This window comes from Ruegeria sp. HKCCD4884 (assembly GCF_013110855.1).
In the GTDB taxonomy this organism is placed as follows: domain Bacteria; phylum Pseudomonadota; class Alphaproteobacteria; order Rhodobacterales; family Rhodobacteraceae; genus Ruegeria.
In genome coordinates this window covers 36,189-52,042 of sequence record NZ_WVRJ01000002.1, presented here as the reverse complement: position 1 = coordinate 52,042, position 15,854 = coordinate 36,189, and the positions used below count along the sequence as shown (strand labels likewise).

14 protein-coding genes are annotated in these 15,854 nt (G+C 58.1%); 9 read left to right on the top strand and 5 right to left on the bottom strand.

Features of this window, described 5'->3' with window-relative positions; translation table 11 throughout:
* Nucleotides 1-3 precede the first annotated feature (3 nt).
* From GS636_RS02630 to GS636_RS02615, 4 genes are read left to right on the top strand one after another with little or no spacing between them, the layout of a single operon-like run.
* Complete coding sequence (locus GS636_RS02630) at nucleotides 4-2,268, top strand: PAS domain-containing sensor histidine kinase (RefSeq protein ID WP_171668351.1); 2,265 nt, start codon at nucleotides 4-6, stop codon at nucleotides 2,266-2,268.
* Nucleotides 2,265-3,674, top strand: a complete 1,410-nt coding sequence (locus GS636_RS02625; protein WP_171090357.1) for a sigma-54 dependent transcriptional regulator — start codon at nucleotides 2,265-2,267, stop codon at nucleotides 3,672-3,674. Before GS636_RS02630 ends, GS636_RS02625 begins: the two co-directional genes overlap by 4 nt.
* A 24-nt stretch (nucleotides 3,675-3,698) precedes the next feature.
* Nucleotides 3,699-4,277, top strand: coding sequence for a helix-turn-helix domain-containing protein (locus GS636_RS02620; RefSeq protein WP_171668350.1), 579 nt, complete (start codon nucleotides 3,699-3,701; stop codon nucleotides 4,275-4,277).
* A gap of 53 nt (nucleotides 4,278-4,330) precedes the next feature.
* Nucleotides 4,331-5,494, top strand: coding sequence for an MFS transporter (locus tag GS636_RS02615; RefSeq protein WP_171668349.1), 1,164 nt, complete (start codon nucleotides 4,331-4,333; stop codon nucleotides 5,492-5,494).
* Here GS636_RS02615 and GS636_RS02610 read toward each other — a convergent pair.
* Entirely contained in the window at nucleotides 5,486-5,968 is a 483-nt protein-coding gene (locus GS636_RS02610; protein WP_171090351.1) for a hypothetical protein, read from the bottom strand. The two genes, GS636_RS02615 and GS636_RS02610, sit on opposite strands and share 9 nt — an antisense overlap.
* Before the next feature lie 96 nt (nucleotides 5,969-6,064).
* On the opposite strand from GS636_RS02610, the gene trkA reads away from it, so the two are divergent.
* From trkA to GS636_RS02585, 5 genes are all read left to right on the top strand, one after another.
* Complete coding sequence (trkA, locus tag GS636_RS02605; protein ID WP_171090349.1) at nucleotides 6,065-7,441, top strand: Trk system potassium transporter TrkA; 1,377 nt, start codon at nucleotides 6,065-6,067, stop codon at nucleotides 7,439-7,441.
* The gene (locus GS636_RS02600; RefSeq protein WP_171090348.1) at nucleotides 7,441-8,979 is read left to right on the top strand and encodes a TrkH family potassium uptake protein; all 1,539 of its coding nucleotides are present in this window, start codon (nucleotides 7,441-7,443) and stop codon (nucleotides 8,977-8,979) included. Before trkA ends, GS636_RS02600 begins: the two co-directional genes overlap by 1 nt.
* 132 nt (nucleotides 8,980-9,111) lie before the next feature.
* Complete coding sequence (hfq, locus tag GS636_RS02595; RefSeq protein WP_005982826.1) at nucleotides 9,112-9,351, top strand: RNA chaperone Hfq; 240 nt, start codon at nucleotides 9,112-9,114, stop codon at nucleotides 9,349-9,351.
* The gene (gene hflX, locus GS636_RS02590; protein ID WP_171668348.1) at nucleotides 9,351-10,622 is read left to right on the top strand and encodes a GTPase HflX; all 1,272 of its coding nucleotides are present in this window, start codon (nucleotides 9,351-9,353) and stop codon (nucleotides 10,620-10,622) included. The genes hfq and hflX overlap by 1 nt, the downstream gene beginning before the upstream one ends.
* An 18-nt stretch (nucleotides 10,623-10,640) precedes the next feature.
* On the top strand, nucleotides 10,641-10,949 hold the full coding sequence (locus GS636_RS02585; RefSeq protein ID WP_171668347.1) for a putative quinol monooxygenase: 309 nt from the start codon (nucleotides 10,641-10,643) through the stop codon (nucleotides 10,947-10,949).
* 1 nt (nucleotide 10,950) lies between these two features.
* On the opposite strand, the gene GS636_RS02580 is transcribed toward GS636_RS02585, so the two are convergent.
* From GS636_RS02580 to hemB, 4 genes are all read right to left on the bottom strand, one after another.
* Nucleotides 10,951-11,346, bottom strand: coding sequence for a nuclear transport factor 2 family protein (locus GS636_RS02580; protein ID WP_171090341.1), 396 nt, complete (start codon nucleotides 11,344-11,346; stop codon nucleotides 10,951-10,953).
* Nucleotides 11,347-11,455: 109 nt separating this feature from the next.
* On the bottom strand, nucleotides 11,456-13,918 hold the full coding sequence (locus GS636_RS02575) for a penicillin acylase family protein (RefSeq protein ID WP_171668346.1): 2,463 nt from the start codon (nucleotides 13,916-13,918) through the stop codon (nucleotides 11,456-11,458).
* 170 nt (nucleotides 13,919-14,088) lie between these two features.
* Entirely contained in the window at nucleotides 14,089-14,664 is a 576-nt protein-coding gene (locus tag GS636_RS02570; RefSeq protein ID WP_171090338.1) for a YSC84-related protein, read from the bottom strand.
* A gap of 144 nt (nucleotides 14,665-14,808) precedes the next feature.
* Nucleotides 14,809-15,807, bottom strand: coding sequence for a porphobilinogen synthase (gene hemB, locus GS636_RS02565; protein WP_171668345.1), 999 nt, complete (start codon nucleotides 15,805-15,807; stop codon nucleotides 14,809-14,811).
* Between the last annotated feature and the right edge of the window lie 47 nt (nucleotides 15,808-15,854).

The following is a 15,854-nucleotide window of genomic DNA, read 5'->3' as shown; positions in this document are numbered from 1 at the left end:
GGGATGATCCCATCGATAAGTCGATGGCGTAAATCACGAAAACTGCGCAATTTCGGTACCTTTGGGCTGGTCCTTTTGGGGCCAATTCTTGCGCTGGCAACCTATCTGGTCATTGGTCCCTTTGATCTTGGTGCAACGGCACCAACCCTGCGGCTGATTCTGTTGGCGGACCTCGTCTATGTACTTGTCGTCGCGGCACTGGTGCTGAGTCAGGTCGGCAGCCTGATTGCGGCGCGCAGGGCCAAGTCGGCGGGTTCGCGCCTTCATTTGCGTTTGATCGGGGCTTTTACACTACTGGCGCTGGTGCCCACCGTAACCGTGGCGATTTTTGCCGGGCTCACGGTGAATATCGGCCTCGAGGGCTGGTTTTCGGATCGGGTTCGGCAAGTGGTCGGGTCGTCCCTGACAGCGGCAGAAGCTTATGAACAAGAACACCGCCGCGGGTTGGTTCAGGACGCCTCGGTGCTGGCGCGGTTCCTGGACAATGCGCGTTCGCTGGATTTCTACATCTCGGATGCTGAACTGCGCGAAGTGTTGGCGCAGGGGCAGGCTCAGATCCAACGCGGATTGCGGGAAGCTTATGTCATCGACGGCAGCGGCGAGATCAAATCGCGCGGCGATCGGTCATATCTGTTCAACTACGAAGCACCCACTGCGGAACAGATGGCCGAGGCCACTGACACAGGGCTGCTGATCATAGCTGACTGGCCTAACAATGAATTCCGGGCACTAGTTCCCCTGACAGCTTATCTGGACCGTTACCTTTATGTCAGCCGCGAAGTGGACGGTCAGTTGCTGACCCTGCTGGATGACACCAAGGAAACGGCGCAGTTCTATCAACAACTCGAAAGCGAACGGGGCAGGGTGCTGTTCGAGTTCGGCCTACTTTATCTGGGCTTTGCATTGATCCTGATCCTTGCTGCAATGTCTTTGGGTATGTGGTTCGCAGAACGTTTGTCGCGCCCGGTTGGTCGGCTGACGACAGCGGCACAACGGGTCGGGGCCGGGGACCTGAGCGTTCAGGTTATAGAAGAGGCCAGCGATGACGAGATCGCCATGCTGGGCCGGTATTTCAACCAGATGACCCGGCAACTGAAAGGGCAGCGGGACACGCTGCTGGAAAACACACAGCAAATCGAAAGCCGCCGTCGCCTGTTCGATTCGGTACTCAGCTCGGTCACATCGGGTGTTGTCGGCGTTGACCCTGAGGGCTGCGTGACATTTGTGAACCGCTCGGCCGAACGGTTGCTGGACTGGTCGCGGGGAGAAGAGCACCTGGCCATTGGCATCGCGGTGCCAGAGTTTCTCCCTCTGTTCGAAAGCCTGAAAGACAGCGGGCAGGAGGCTGTCCAAGGTGAGGTCAAAGTCACCCGCAAGGGTCGGTTGGAAAACCTTCTGGTACGCATGGCCATCCGGCGCGGTGAAGACGGGGGGCTGGAAGGCTATGTGGTTGCCTTTGATGACGTGACCGATCTGGTCAGTGCGCAGCGGATGGCAGCCTGGGGCGACGTTGCCCGCCGCATCGCCCATGAGATCAAGAACCCTTTGACCCCAATTCAGCTGAGCGCGGAGCGTATCAAACGCAAGTTCGCGCGCAAGCTGGACGAAGAGGATTGCGAAAGTCTCGAGTCGATGACGGGTGTCATTGTGCGCCAGACCAACGACCTGCGTCGCATCGTGGACGAGTTTTCGAAATTCGCGCGGATGCCCGAGCCTGAGCGCCGCGAAGAAAATGTGGTCGAACTCGTGCGTGAAGCGGTTGTATTGCAACAGGCAGGGCAACCGGATGTGCAGATCGACGCGGATTTACCGCAGCACCCCATCAAGGCTGATTTGGATGCGACGATGTTGCATCAGGCTCTGACGAACTTGATTAAAAACGCCGGAGAAGCGATTGGTACCCTTAAAGAAAAAGGGGCGCCGGATAATCTCAAGCCACAGATAAAAGTGGCAGTGTCCAGTGATGATGCAGGTACGGTCATCACCATTGCAGATAACGGGATCGGTCTGCCCGAGGATCGGGCGCGACTGTTTGAACCCTATGTGACCACACGCGACGAAGGGACGGGGCTGGGCCTGCCCATCGTCAAGAAGATCATCGAAGAACATGGCGGAGCGCTGACGCTTGAGGACGCGCCCGTCTTTGACGGACAGGACCATTTTGGCGCGATGGCCGTAATCCGTTTGCCGGGGGCCAATATGTCCTCGACCGTTGCGCCACAGAAGCAGGCAATTAGAACCAACAAACTGAAAGCAGGCCAAAGATGAGTGACATTCTGATCGTAGATGACGAGCGCGATATTCGCGAGTTGGTGTCCGACATTCTGGAGGACGAAGGCTATTCAACCCGGCTGGCGGCCAACTCGGACGAGTGTATGGCGTCCATCAATTCCGAACCGCCGGGGCTGTTGATCCTTGATATATGGCTGAAGGACAGCCGCATGGACGGGATCGACATTCTTAAGGCGGTGAAACGCGATAACCCGGATGTGCCGGTGGTGATCATTTCCGGGCACGGCAACATCGAAATCGCTGTAGCTGCTATCAAGCAGGGCGCGTATGACTTTATCGAAAAGCCCTTTAACATTGACCAGTTGATGGTGGTGATCCGCCGCGCGATGGAGACCTCTCGCCTGCGTCGCGAGAACGCGTCGCTCAAGCGCAAAGAGGTCAACAACTCGGACATGATCGGCAAATCCGCGTCGTTCCGGGCCATGCAGGGTCAGCTGGACAAAGTGACCAAATCAAATGGTCGCGTGATGCTGAGCGGTCCTGCCGGGTCGGGCAAGGAAATCGCAGCGCGCTATATCCACGCCCATTCCAACCGCGCCAACGCGCCCTTTGTGACCGTGAACTGTGCGGGGATCGAGCCAGAGCGCGTGGAAGAGGTTTTGTTTGGCCGCGAATCCGCTGAGCGCGGGGTCGAGCCCGGTTTGCTGGAAGAAGCCCACGGTGGTGTGGTTTACTTTGACGAAGTGGCGGATATGCCATTGGGCACGCAATCCAAGATCCTGCGGGTGTTGGTGGACCAGCAGTTTCAGCGTGTGGGCGGCTCCGACAAAGTGCGTGTGGATCTGCGGGTTATCTCGTCCACCAACAAGGATCTGGACGAAGAAATCGCAGCCGAGCGTTTCCGCGAAGAGCTGTACCACCGCCTGAACGTTGTGCCGGTTGCGGTTCCTTCGCTGGAAGATCGCCGCGAGGATATTCCGGTTCTGGCCCAGCACTTCATCGAAATGTGTAATGAAACCCAAGGTTTGCCGATCCGCGAACTGTCGGAAGAGGCCGTCGCTCTGTTGCAGACGATGACTTGGCCGGGGAATGTGCGTCAGCTTAAGAACCTGATCGAACGGGTTCTGATCCTGGGCGACGGAACCGGCCCGATCGAAGCGCGCGAGCTGCCAAGCGAAGAGGAAAAGACCGAAGATTCGGGCCGCGTCGTTCTGTCGGGTGCGCTGGCGACCTTGCCGCTGCGTGAGGCGCGCGAAGCGTTCGAGCGAGAGTACCTGCTGACCCAGATCAATCGCTTTGGCGGCAATATCAGCCGCACGGCCAGCTTTGTCGGGATGGAGCGCAGCGCGCTGCACCGCAAGCTGAAGTCGCTGGGCGTGGTGACGTCGAACAAGTCCGGTGCACGTGTTGCGCAAATCGATGAGCCGGAACCGGCAGAGTAATCCGCCGGGACGGCTGGGCTGGCCATGAGTGTTTTGAGAGCAGTGAACCGGCTTGAAACCCGCGGCTATCCGGGGTTCGGAAAGCGCCTGAAACGGCTGCGCCGGTCGGTTGGGTTCAAGCAAGCTCATCTGGCTGAATTGTTGCAAGTGGATCAGGCAACCGTTTCGCGGTGGGAACGAGGCGGTCAGACACCGCCGCCCGAGACCCAACAGGCCGTCTTTGCGGCCCTTGGACCGGTCCGCGCTGATGACAGCGCATTGCGGCGGTTGGTCATGAGCTCGTCAGATTGTTTGCATTTGGTCGAAGAGGCGAGCCACAGGTGTCTTGCCTATTCGGCCAGCAGGGCGCGCGATTGGAAAACCAGCCAGAGCGCGCTGTTGGGAGTATCTCTGTGGCAGTTTGCAACGGATGAAATACAGGCGGCCGAGGCTGAACTCGACGTCGACGGATGGTGGGACATGCATACGCCCGCACCAAAGGCGTTCCTGACGTCCGAAGCTGTCCATGACCGCATTCGCATCAGCGCGGGCGAAATCATCTGGGAACGTCTGTATCTGTCTGACGGCACGCCTGTTCGTCTGGTCAGCGGATCCAGACACTGAGGCCGCATAATTTATGCGTTCCTTGATCCGGTTGTGCGCAGTAGAAGCGGCTTATGGTACAGATATTTCAGGTTCTTCTTCTCTGGCTTGCTGGTCTGGGCGCGGCGACTCAATTTGCAAAAATTGCAGTTCCGTTTCCCGAGCTTGTCTTACTGTATCCTGATCACACCGAAACCATGGGATGGTTGCTGTCGATCATCAGCCTGATCGGAGCCTTGCTTGGCGCCTTGTCCGGGGCCATCGTAGGGCGGGTTGGGCCCATGAAACTTTTGATCTTCGGCTTATGCCTCGGTGGTGCGATTTCGATGTTTCAGGCGACATGGCCCGGATTTTATATCATGCTGGCCAGTCGCTTTGTCGAAGGGCTTTCACATCTGGCCATTGTCGTCGCTGCGCCCACACTGATCGCGCAAATCACAACCGGCAAAGCGCGCAACATTGCGATGGTCCTTTGGAGCACATTCTTTGGTGTCGCTTTTGCGCTGAATGCGTGGATCGGATTGCCGCTGATCGCCGCTTTTGGTCTGACCACGTTCTTCCTGCTGCATGGATTCTTGATGATTGGGGTTGCCGGCGTGATCCTGATCTGTCGGATGCGCGTGCAACTTGCCTCTGACACCAAGCCTTGGCAGTGGGCGGAAGTGCTGAACGTTCATCTGCGCACCTATCGCTCTCCGTTCGTGTCAGCCCCGGCAGTGGGGTGGTTCTTTTACACGCTGACCTTTGTGTCTTTGCTGGCCATCCTGCCGGGTCGTTTGTCGGAAGAAATCAGCGCGCACGTCGCCGGGTTGATGCCGCTGGCTGGAATTGTCCTGAGTTGGATAGCTGTGCCTGTCCTATTGAATGTGATGCCCTGCGTCGCGGTGATCAATCTGGGGTTCGGGCTGGGCATTTTTTCCATTGCCGGGGCCTTCCTTGGTCTGCCGCTGGAGATAGTATGCGTTCTGCTGTTTGCCGTGTTGGGACTCGTACAGGGGGGCAGCTTTGCAGCAGTGCCGATCCTGAACCAAACAGCCGAGGCGCAGGCGCTTAGCTATGGGGCAATGGCGCAGATGGGAAACGCGGGCAACTTGCTGGGTACACCAGTTCTGCTGGCGGTTTTGTGGCGCGTGGATGAGGCCGGGATGCTGCTGAGTGTGATCGGAATTTATGCAATCGCGATCCTTGCGCATATCGCGCTGGCCCGCCAGCGCGCGGCACAAACGCGGTCAGCCTGACTGACCGGGCGAAATGATTTGAAAAGACCCGTCATCGAATTTGACAAAACACGATTGCGTCGTAAGCGGCGGCAATGTTGTTGTGCGCGTTGCAGGTACGCTTGATTTTACGTTTTGCTTGCAGGCTGGCAGGCTGACGGGGCGGAACCCTTTTTGCGCCATGCACTGCGCCTCGACCGTGTTGCGCAGGCCCTGGTTCACATCCACGGTGTAAACCCGGCCCGGCTGCCACCATCCCGGTGACTGGTAACACCGTCCCCGACCGTCGCAATAGGTGCGACCGGGCCAGTATGTTGGCGGGCTTTGACGGATTTGATTGGCAACCGGCACTTCTTGTACCGCCTTTAGCTGACACTGTGTCGTCTCTTTTTGCAGGCGGGAAACGGTTGCCCCTTCGCGGTAATAGAGCGAAAGCGGCCCGCCGCATGAGGACAGCACCATTAGGGTTGCAAGCATAGGAAACAGCGTTTTCATATGCTTATCTTGCCGCAGCTGCGCTGGGATGACAATTCAATTGACCGCTTTAGGGGCATCTGTCATTCAATCCTTTCAGGCAGAAGGGCCAGAAACATGAAGGTCATCATTTGCGGTGCGGGTCAGGTTGGCTGGCAGATTGCGCGGCACCTTTCGGGCGAGCTGAATGACGTAACGGTCGTGGACAACAATCCCGACCTCGTGCGCCGGGCGACGGAAACGCTGGATGTACAGGGCATTGCAGGGTTTGCAAGCTACCCTGACGTGCTGGAGCGGGCAGGGGCCCGTGACGCCGACATGATTATCGCCGCGACCCATTCTGACGAAGTGAACATGGTCACCTGTCAGATGGCGCATTCGGTGTTCTCGATCCAGCGCAAGATCGCGCGCCTTCGGTCGAAATCTTATCTGGAAGCCATTCATTCGGATCTTTATCGCCGCGATCACCTGCCCATCGATGTGGTGATCAGCCCGGAACGCGAAGTGGCCGCCGCCGCCATGCGCCGCCTGTCGGCCCCATCGGCCTTTGACACCGAAATTTTCATGGATGGCAAGGCGCAGCTGCTGGGTATCAGGGTGGAAGAGGACTGCCCAATCGTGAATACGCCGCTGCGGCAACTGACTGATCTGTTTTCCACACTCAGTTCGATTGTGGTGGGGGTCCGACGCGATGGCACGTTGTTTGCGCCTGAGTCCGAAGACCAGCTGTTTGTCGGTGATGAATGCTACGTCTTTACCAGTGTAAACGACGTGAACCGCACGATGGAGGTGTTCGGCAAGGCCCAGAAGCGTCAGGACCGCGTTGTGATTGTGGGGGGCGGCAACGTCGGATTGGAAGTCGCCAGCACCCTGGAAGAGCGCGAGAGCCGGGTGCGCGCCAAGATCATCGAACGGGATCGGAAATGCGCCGAAATCGCCGCCGAAGCGCTGGAGCGGACGATTGTTCTGCACGGGGACGGTTTGGATTCCGGTCTGCTGAGCGAGGCCGGCATCGACCGCGCTGATGCGATGCTGGCGGTCACGGATGACGACCGCACCAACATGCTGGCCGCCGTGCGTGCCAAGGCCGAAGGCTGTGCGCTTGCGATTGCTCTAATCAACGATCCCAGCATGGTTGCCCTGATGGGACCGTTGGGCATTGATGCCTATATCAACCCGCGCGCCACCACCGTCAGCTCGATCCTGCGCCATATCCGGCATGGGCGTGTTAGACAGGTGTATTCCATCGGCGATGCCGAGGCCGAGGTGATTGAGGCCGAGGTTCTGTCAACCTCTCCGATGGCGGGGCAGAAACTGCGCGATATCGATTTCCCCGAAGGTGTGCTGGTGGGTGCTGTGCGCAAAGGGGATGAGGTTCTGCGTCCGACGGGCAGTCTGCGGATCGATGAAAAGGATGTGGTTGCCATCTTTGCCATGGCCAAGGACGTGCCCGAGGTCGAACGCCTGATGCAGGTTTCAATCGATTTCTTCTGATGGCGCGCGCTGGGACACAACAGGTTGGGCTTTTGCGGCGATTGCCGTTGTTCCTGCTGATCTGGGCCATCGTGTCTCTGGCCATGTGGATTCCGGCTCTTTATGCGCTGGTACTGGATGATCACGAGACCTCGCGGTCATTTCTGTACTCGGGCATTCTGGGCCTGTTCCTGGTCTCCATCATCGCAATGGCGTCGTCGAATCGAATCCCGCGACGGGGCACTTTGGGGCAACTGGCGGTAATGTTGGGATGTTTCACCATCCTTCCTATTTTTCTTGCGATCCCGTTTCATGATGCGCTTGGCACGACCACGTTTCTGAACGCTTACTTCGATATGGTCAGCGCACTGACGACCACCGGGGCCGACCTGTTTCCTGACCACAACCGTCTAAGCGCGCCGCTGCACCTTTGGCGTGCGCTGGTCGGTTGGATGGGGGGCTTGCTGATGTGGATCGCGGCTGCCGCGATTCTGGCCCCGCTGTCCCTTGGTGGGTTCGAGGTGACTGCAAAAGGGCAACCCGGTCGCCCGGTATCGGGTGTCGCACAAAGCGAGCGCGTGGATCCCCGCGGCCGTTTGCTGCGTGTGGCGCGGGCGCTGACGCCGGTATATGCCGGGCTGACTGTAGTAATCTGGGTGCTTCTGCTGATCGCGGGTGAGGCCGGGCTAACGGCTGTCTGTCACGCGATGTCAGTGATGGCGACTTCGGGTATCTCTCCGGTTGGCGGCATGGAAGGCGCACAGGCCGGATTTACAGGTGAAGCAATCCTTTTCCTTTTCCTGTTCTTTGCCCTTTCGCGCCTGACCTTTTCGACTGATACCGCCACCACCGGATATTCACGTTTGGACAGAGACCCCGAGTTTCGCATCGGTTTGATGATCGTTCTTGCGGTCGCGTTGTTGCTGTTCTTCCGCGTGGTGGCTGGCGTGACGGAAATCGGCGGGCAGATTGCTCCGCTTCAGGCGTTGCAGGTGATCTGGGGCATGCTGTTCACTGTGCTGGCCTTCCTGACCACGGCTGGATTTGAAAGTGCGAACTGGAACGATGCCCAGCAATTGTCGGGTCTGGGTACGCCGGGGTTATTGCTGATGGGATTGGCGCTGATCGGCGGCGGCGTCGCCACCACTGCCGGAGGCGTCAAGCTGTTGCGGGTTTTTGCGTTGTACCTCAACGGCGCGCGAGAGATCGACCGCTTGATTTACCCTTCGTCCGTCAGCGGTGTCGGCGGCGGCAATCGGCGCATTCAAAGCGACGGGGCCTTTATCGCCTGGATCTTTTTGATGCTTTTCGCGCTGACGCTTGCGGTGTTTAACCTTTTGCTGGCGGCGATGGGGTCCGGTTTTGAACAAGCAATGGTGCTGAGTGTTGCCACTTTGACGACAACGGGTCCGCTGATCGAACTGGCGACAGACGTTCCAATCCGGTTGATTGATCTGTCTTCCGGGGCGAAACTGACGCTGTGTGCGGCGATGGTGATCGGTCGGCTTGAGACGCTGGCGATCATCGCCCTGATCACACCGTCACTGTGGCGCGATTGAGCCGAACACGCCCCGCGGACGTTACCGCCTTATTTTTCATCTGGAATATCTCTTCGCGGCACTCCATACTCGCCGGGAGGGAGCGCGTTGGTCCGCAGCGCGTAGCAAGAACAATGGCGAGATTATAAAAATATGGCTTCGGACAGACAGAATCTTCAGGATGCCTTCCTGAACAATGTACGGAAAGCTAAGGTTCCGGTAACGATCTTCCTGATCAATGGCGTGAAGTTGCAAGGTGTGATCACCTGGTTCGACAATTTCTGCGTATTGTTGCGCCGCGACGGACAGTCGCAGCTGGTCTACAAGCACGCGATTTCAACCATCATGCCGTCACAGCCGATCAACCTGTATGAGGGCGAAGACGCCTCTTGATGGAACATGACCGGAGGCGCACCCGAGCCTGGGTGCTGCATCCCGAAATCAAATCAGATGAACAGCGCCGTGTCCCTGAACCGGCGCTGGCCGAAGCGGTTGCGCTGGCTGCCGCGTTGCCTGATCTGGAAGTGGTTGGGTCTGAAATCGTGCGCCTTCCTCGTGCGCAGGCCGGGTATCTCTTCGGCAGCGGTAAGATCGACGAGCTGCATGACCGCTTTCATGACCACAAGGTTGATCTGGTCCTGATCGACGGTCCGGTTACACCGGTGCAGCAGCGCAATTTGGAAAAGGCGCTGGAGGTCAAAATTCTCGACCGAACCGGGCTGATCCTTGAAATTTTCAGCGATCGCGCCCGCACCCGTGAAGGGGTGTTGCAGGTCGAGATGGCGGCTCTCAGCTATCAACGCACGCGATTGGTCCGGGCCTGGACCCACCTTGAACGGCAACGGGGTGGGCTGGGATTCGTTGGCGGACCGGGTGAAACCCAGATCGAAGCCGACCGCCGCGCAATTGACGAGCAATTGGTCAGGCTGCGGCGTCAGTTGCAGAAGGTGGTCAAGACCCGTACGCTGCACAGGGCCGCACGTGCCAAGGTGCCATATCCCATCGTTGCTCTGGTGGGGTATACCAACGCGGGCAAGTCAACGTTGTTCAACCGTCTGACCGGGGCCGAAGTCATGGCCAAGGACATGCTGTTTGCCACGCTGGATCCGACCATGCGGCGCGTTCAGCTTCCTGATGGCCCCGAGGTAATCCTGTCGGATACGGTGGGCTTTATCTCAAACCTGCCAACCGAGCTTGTGGCGGCCTTCCGCGCAACCCTCGAGGAAGTGCTGGGCGCGGACCTGATTGTTCATGTGCGTGACATCAGCCACGAGGAAACGGATGCGCAGGCGCAGGATGTTGAGTCCATCCTAACCTCTTTAGGTGTCGATGAAGAACGTCCACGGCTTGAAGTTTGGAACAAGATCGACCTGCTCAACCCCGAGGACAAGGACGCCGCATTGGCGCGGGCCGAGCGAGACACGGCGATTTTCTCAATCTCGGCGGTAACGGGCGAAGGCGTTGACCCGCTGTTGGCCGAGATCGCCACCCTGCTTCAGGGGGCTCGGCACGAGGCAGTTCTGAACCTGTCCTATGCCGAGGGGAACAAGCGGGCGTGGTTATTCCGTCAGGACGTTGTCCAGAGCGAGGATCAAACCGAGGACGGGTTCCGCCTGACCGTTTTGTGGACGGACAAACAGGCCGCGCAGTTTGCGTCGCTTTGAACAAGACAAGGGGCGGGCATGTCGGATGTATCGGATCAAAGGGTTTTCCTGAAAGGCCATATCGACGTGCCACCCGACCGGCTTGAAGCTGTGCGGGCAGCATTACCGCTCCACATCTCTCTCACACGGGCGGAAGAGGGCTGTATATCTTTCGAAGTTGTGGAAGATCAGACAACGCCCGGACGGTTCATGGTGTCAGAAGTGTTTGCAACGCAAGCGGCGTTTGACACACATCAGGCACGGGCTAAGGCGTCAGACTGGTTTCAGGTCACGCAGGGAATACCCCGAAACTACACGATAGAAACAGCTGCGGATCGAGCGCGTTAAGCTATTTGCCGTCAATCTGCCGTTGATAGTCATCTGCGTCGAACCAGCCCAGCGAAGACTTTACAAGATAGTCTGACGTCAATTCCCACTCTTCCCAACCGCGCGCCACAACGTGATTGCCGGTCTCGACGTGGTTCCCTTCTAGGGTCCAAACAAAAATAGCGTGAGATCCGGCCCACCGCATCATATCGCAACGGACCTCTAAGTCCGGGAAGTCGGCGTAGAAGCCACGAGCCATATCGGCAATCGCAGCGCGCCCCTCTATGGGGTCGCCTCGGTTGATTGTGATTTGTCCATCAGGTGCAAAGAAGCCGGCAACTGCATCGGGGTCACCAGAACTCCATGCAATCGCGTAGTCCCGCGCAAGATTATTCAGGACATCCCGAATACTGGCCATATTCGCCCCCTTTTGGTCCCACATAATCGGTGGAATGATCATAGGCGAAAAAGGTTCAAGGTGCCACGACGCCCCGGAAATCGGGGCGAGGAGTTGCCGACTAGGCGGATTATCGCGGGATCAGATTGGTCACACCAACCGCTGCAGCGCGTGCCAGATCAAGGTCCAATGACATGGGAATATACTCGCCACGCCGCCAAAGCTGTGCCTGATCGTCGTAGTAGCGTGACAGGAAATGACCCGATTGACCGGTCGCGGTGATAAAGACCGAGCTGTTGGGATCAGCAAAGTCGTACACCCCACGATACCCGGCACCGTGTACGTTCTGAAACGGATCCGGGCCTTCGCCCGAGGTGCGCCCGCGCAGCAACGTGTTGTCGCCACCGCTGGTCGATTGGCGGATGTTCACGAAATAGCGCAGGACAGGCACGTCGCCCAGAACCGGGTGATCATGCGTGGCCTGATGCGCATCGCCCCAGCGCAGGGATTCCAACGCGCTGCCATAGCGCTCAGAAATCCAGATCAGGGCGTCGTCCAGCGCCAGTCGGGCCATTTCGGTACACGTCTCAACCGGGGCGCTTTGTCGTACATCGCACCACACGCTTGCTCCGTCGATGTCGCGATAAACGCGCTCGATAAACAACGGTTCCACGTGTTTGTATTCGCTGGCCAGTGGCCCAAGCTCATCGGCGATAAGGCGGATCTGAAGAGCGCGCAACCATGCCGCATAGATCAACGGCTCGGGCAGGTGTTCGTTCATCTCACCGTTCCAATCCGCCAACAGCGACAAGGCGATCTGGCGTTGACGTTCCGGCGTGCCCTCGGGCGCAGACGCACCGGTGAACCACAAATCCGCACCGATCAGTGGCAACAGGGACCGTGCCGTAAAACTAACGGTATCAAGCTGCGCTTCGATAAAGCTGTCGCGGGTATGCACTTCGCGCGATTGCATCAGTCGATCCCAACGGTGCACGCGCTGTGTGTCGCCCCATTCGTAAGAGACATGGTTAGGAAAAGGACGGTCGATAATCTTGTTGTTCGTATTGCCCAGAATACCGCCAACCGGGGCGACAAATTCGGGATTGTCTGTATAGGGCAACCGACCCTGCCAGCGGTTTGTTTCAATCCAGCCGGGGCTTGGAATGCGCCCACGGCTTTGGTTTTGCAAATCGCGCTGCGGCATGGCACCGATCAACTTCATTCCGATGGTGGTCCGGTCAACCAGCGACAGGTTCTGTGACGGGGCAATGTATTGCTCGCCCGCCTGAATGGCCTGTTGCACATTGTCGGAATTCATCAGGGCCATGGATGCGGTCATTGACGTGTCACGGGGGCTCAGCGCTGTCCAGGATAACGACGCCACATGGCCGGGCGGAGTGATTGTCTCAAGCTTGTAATCCGTGCCGGGCAGCACCGGGCCGTTGTCTGTCCAACGCAGCGTTAGTGTGACTGGCGCCTCGTCCTTGATGGCGATGATCGATGGGCGGGTCAGAAATTCCTTGTAGCCGTCCGGGGTCAGGTATTCCTCGGGGTTGTCCGGGTTCAGTTGTTCTATGTGCAGGTCCTGATCATCCAGGTAAGACGAGGTCAGCCCCCATCCCAACCTGTCACTGCGTCCGGTCATAATGGCAGGAACACCGGGTATCGAGGCCCCGATCACACCGCCTTTTTCAAGATCAAGATGCGCCAGGTACCACACACCGGGTGCTGTGAAGCCCAGATGAGGGTCGTTTGCCAGCAAAGTGCCTCCACTTGCCGACCGAGATGGGGCGGCGGTCCAAGCGTTCGATGCTCCGGCCAGACCGCGTTTTGGAAGCGGTGATAGAGGTGCCTCGGGTGCCTCTTTTCCGGCGGCATAGCGTGGAAGATTCGGGAAAAGGGATGCGTATTCCGGCAAAGCCGCGATACCGGGGCCTGGGACATCCGGCAGAATATCGGCAAGACGTTCTGGGTTGTTCAGCATCAAAGAGGTGCGGGCGCGCAGAACTTCGTCAGTCAAGTGCCCAGACAATTGCAGCGCCATCAGCTTTATGATCGCAAGGCTATCGCCCGGTTGCCAGGGTGATACCGGGGCGTTGAACAGGAACATTTCCGGTGCACCGCGACCCAGCGCCTGTTCATTGATTTCGGTCAACCTTGCATTAACCCCGGCCGCATACGCCCGTAATGCGGCTTTGGTGTAGTCGTCCTGCACCTCGACCGAACGATGAGCGAGGCCATAGAGATCCAGCCGCCGCAGTAACTTGTCGATGCGAAGAGTGCGTGTGCCAAAAACTTCGGACAAACGGCCTTGTGCAGTCCGGCGCATCACGGTCATTTGCCAAAGCCGGTCCTGTGCATGGGCGTACCCTAGGCCAAAGAACACATCGGGATCGGTCTGGCCCAAAATATGCGGCACGTTTGCGGTGTCGCGAACGATCTCAACAGGGGCGGTCAGACCATCAACTTCAAGGGTCTGGTCGTAATCCGGTAGGGATTGGCTGGCCAGGAAATAGACTAGGCCAATCGCGGCGAGGATCAGAATAATCAGACCCGACGCGATGCGCACCAGCCAGCGGAAAACAAGACCCATTACTGCCCCATATTATCATTCGAATTCAGATTGCGCCGAGACTAGTGGATGGCGGGTCTGACCGAAAGAGGAACGCCGCAAGAACCTGCGCGGAAAGGCTTGTAAACACTTGCCCCGCCGCAGTGTTGTGCTGCGACGGGGACCATGTGTGGGGGAAGTGGTAATCCGGATTATGGAATGATGCGCGTATATTTCGTGCCTTCGATGGTCGCGCCAAATTTCAGACCGGCCTGACCAAAGACCGCCGCCAGCACCGGCGAACGCAATGTTGTTGTGTCCGCAGACAAGGAATTCCCAGTTGCGTCGACCACGTATCCAATGTCGGCTCCGGCTGTCCATCCACTGGAACGGCGGAAATCATTCAATGCATCTTCGGTCATGAAGAACAGAACATGCGCATATTGCTGCGCCCCAAATTGCAGGCCGGCGGTCCCGGAAATTGCGGAATAATAATCGACCGTCGCGCCGTTGATGCGCAGCGCGCCTTGGCCGTAGGCACCCCCAAAGATGATCAATCCGGCGTCGGTGATCAGGGGCATAACCAACATCCCAGTGGATTTGTTCACGATCTCAACTGTGTTGGGATATTTCGCGTACATTTCCGTCAGTGTGGCGTCGACGCGAGCGTCGATAGTTGCTGCGTTTGATGTGCCGACGCCGTTACCGCAGGCGGTGGTCAGGGTCAGACCTGCCATGCCAAAGGCAAAGCCGCGACGGCTCAGTCGGGGGGAAGGGGAACTGCTCATGGTTTTTATATCTCTGTAACTGTGCCTGATGTGTCGGGTGATCCCGATCTTGCTGGCAAGGATACGCCGATTAGGGCGATGTGTCACGGGAAAGCTGCCGGAAGCAGCCTGTTTGTCGGCGAAAAATTGCGACTCTTTGGGGTTTTAGCCCTGAAGGATGCGTGCGACCTGCGGCGAGAAATAGGTCAGAATGCCGTCACATCCCGCGCGCTTGAAAGCCAACAGACTTTCCAACATCACCTTGTCGCCGTCGATCCAGCCATTCTGCGCAGCCGCCTGGATCATCGCATATTCGCCCGAGACCTGATAGGCGTAAGTCGGCGCGCCAAAGCTGTCTTTTACCCGGCGGCAAATGTCCAGGTAGGGCATGCCCGGCTTGATCATCACCATATCCGCTCCCTCAGACAGGTCACGCTCGATCAGGCGCAGCGCTTCGTCCGAGTTGGCCGGGTCCATCTGATAGGTTTTCTTGTCACCGGTCAGCGCGCCAGAGGCCCCAACGGCATCACGGAAGGGGCCGTAGAATGCGCTCGCGTATTTCGCGGCATAGCTGAGGATCATGACGTTGTGGTGGCCAGCGCCCTCTAACGCGCGGCGCATTTCGCCAATCCGACCGTCCATCATGTCTGATGGGCCGATAATATCCGCTCCGGCCTCGGCCTGGGCAAGGGTCATTTTGACCAGTGCCTCGACGGTCTGATCATTCACGATCTCACCATCAACGACGTAACCGTCATGTCCGTTGATATTGTAGGGGTCCAGCGCCACGTCGGTCATCACGGCAATATCCGGTGCGGCAGCTTTGATCGCCCGGACAGCGCGATTCGAAAGATTGTCTGGGTTCCATGCCTCGGCACAATCTTCGGTCTTCAGCGACGAATCCGTGTATGGAAAGATGCAAATCGCAGGAATTCCAAGCGCTTGTGCTTCGGTTGCGGCTTTGGCAATCAAATCAACCGACCGCCGCACGACACCCGGCATCGAAGGCACAGGTTCTTCGATCCCTTCACCATCTCGCACGAAAACCGGCCAAATCAGGTCTTGTGTGGTCAGCGTATTTTCACGCACCAGCCCCCGAATTGCCTCGGACTGACGGGCCCGCCGAAAGCGGGTCAGGGGGTAGGGGGCAATGGTTGGTTTCATGGCGCGTTCTCCTTGAACATTCCAGCATTGGGTGGCATGAATTCACA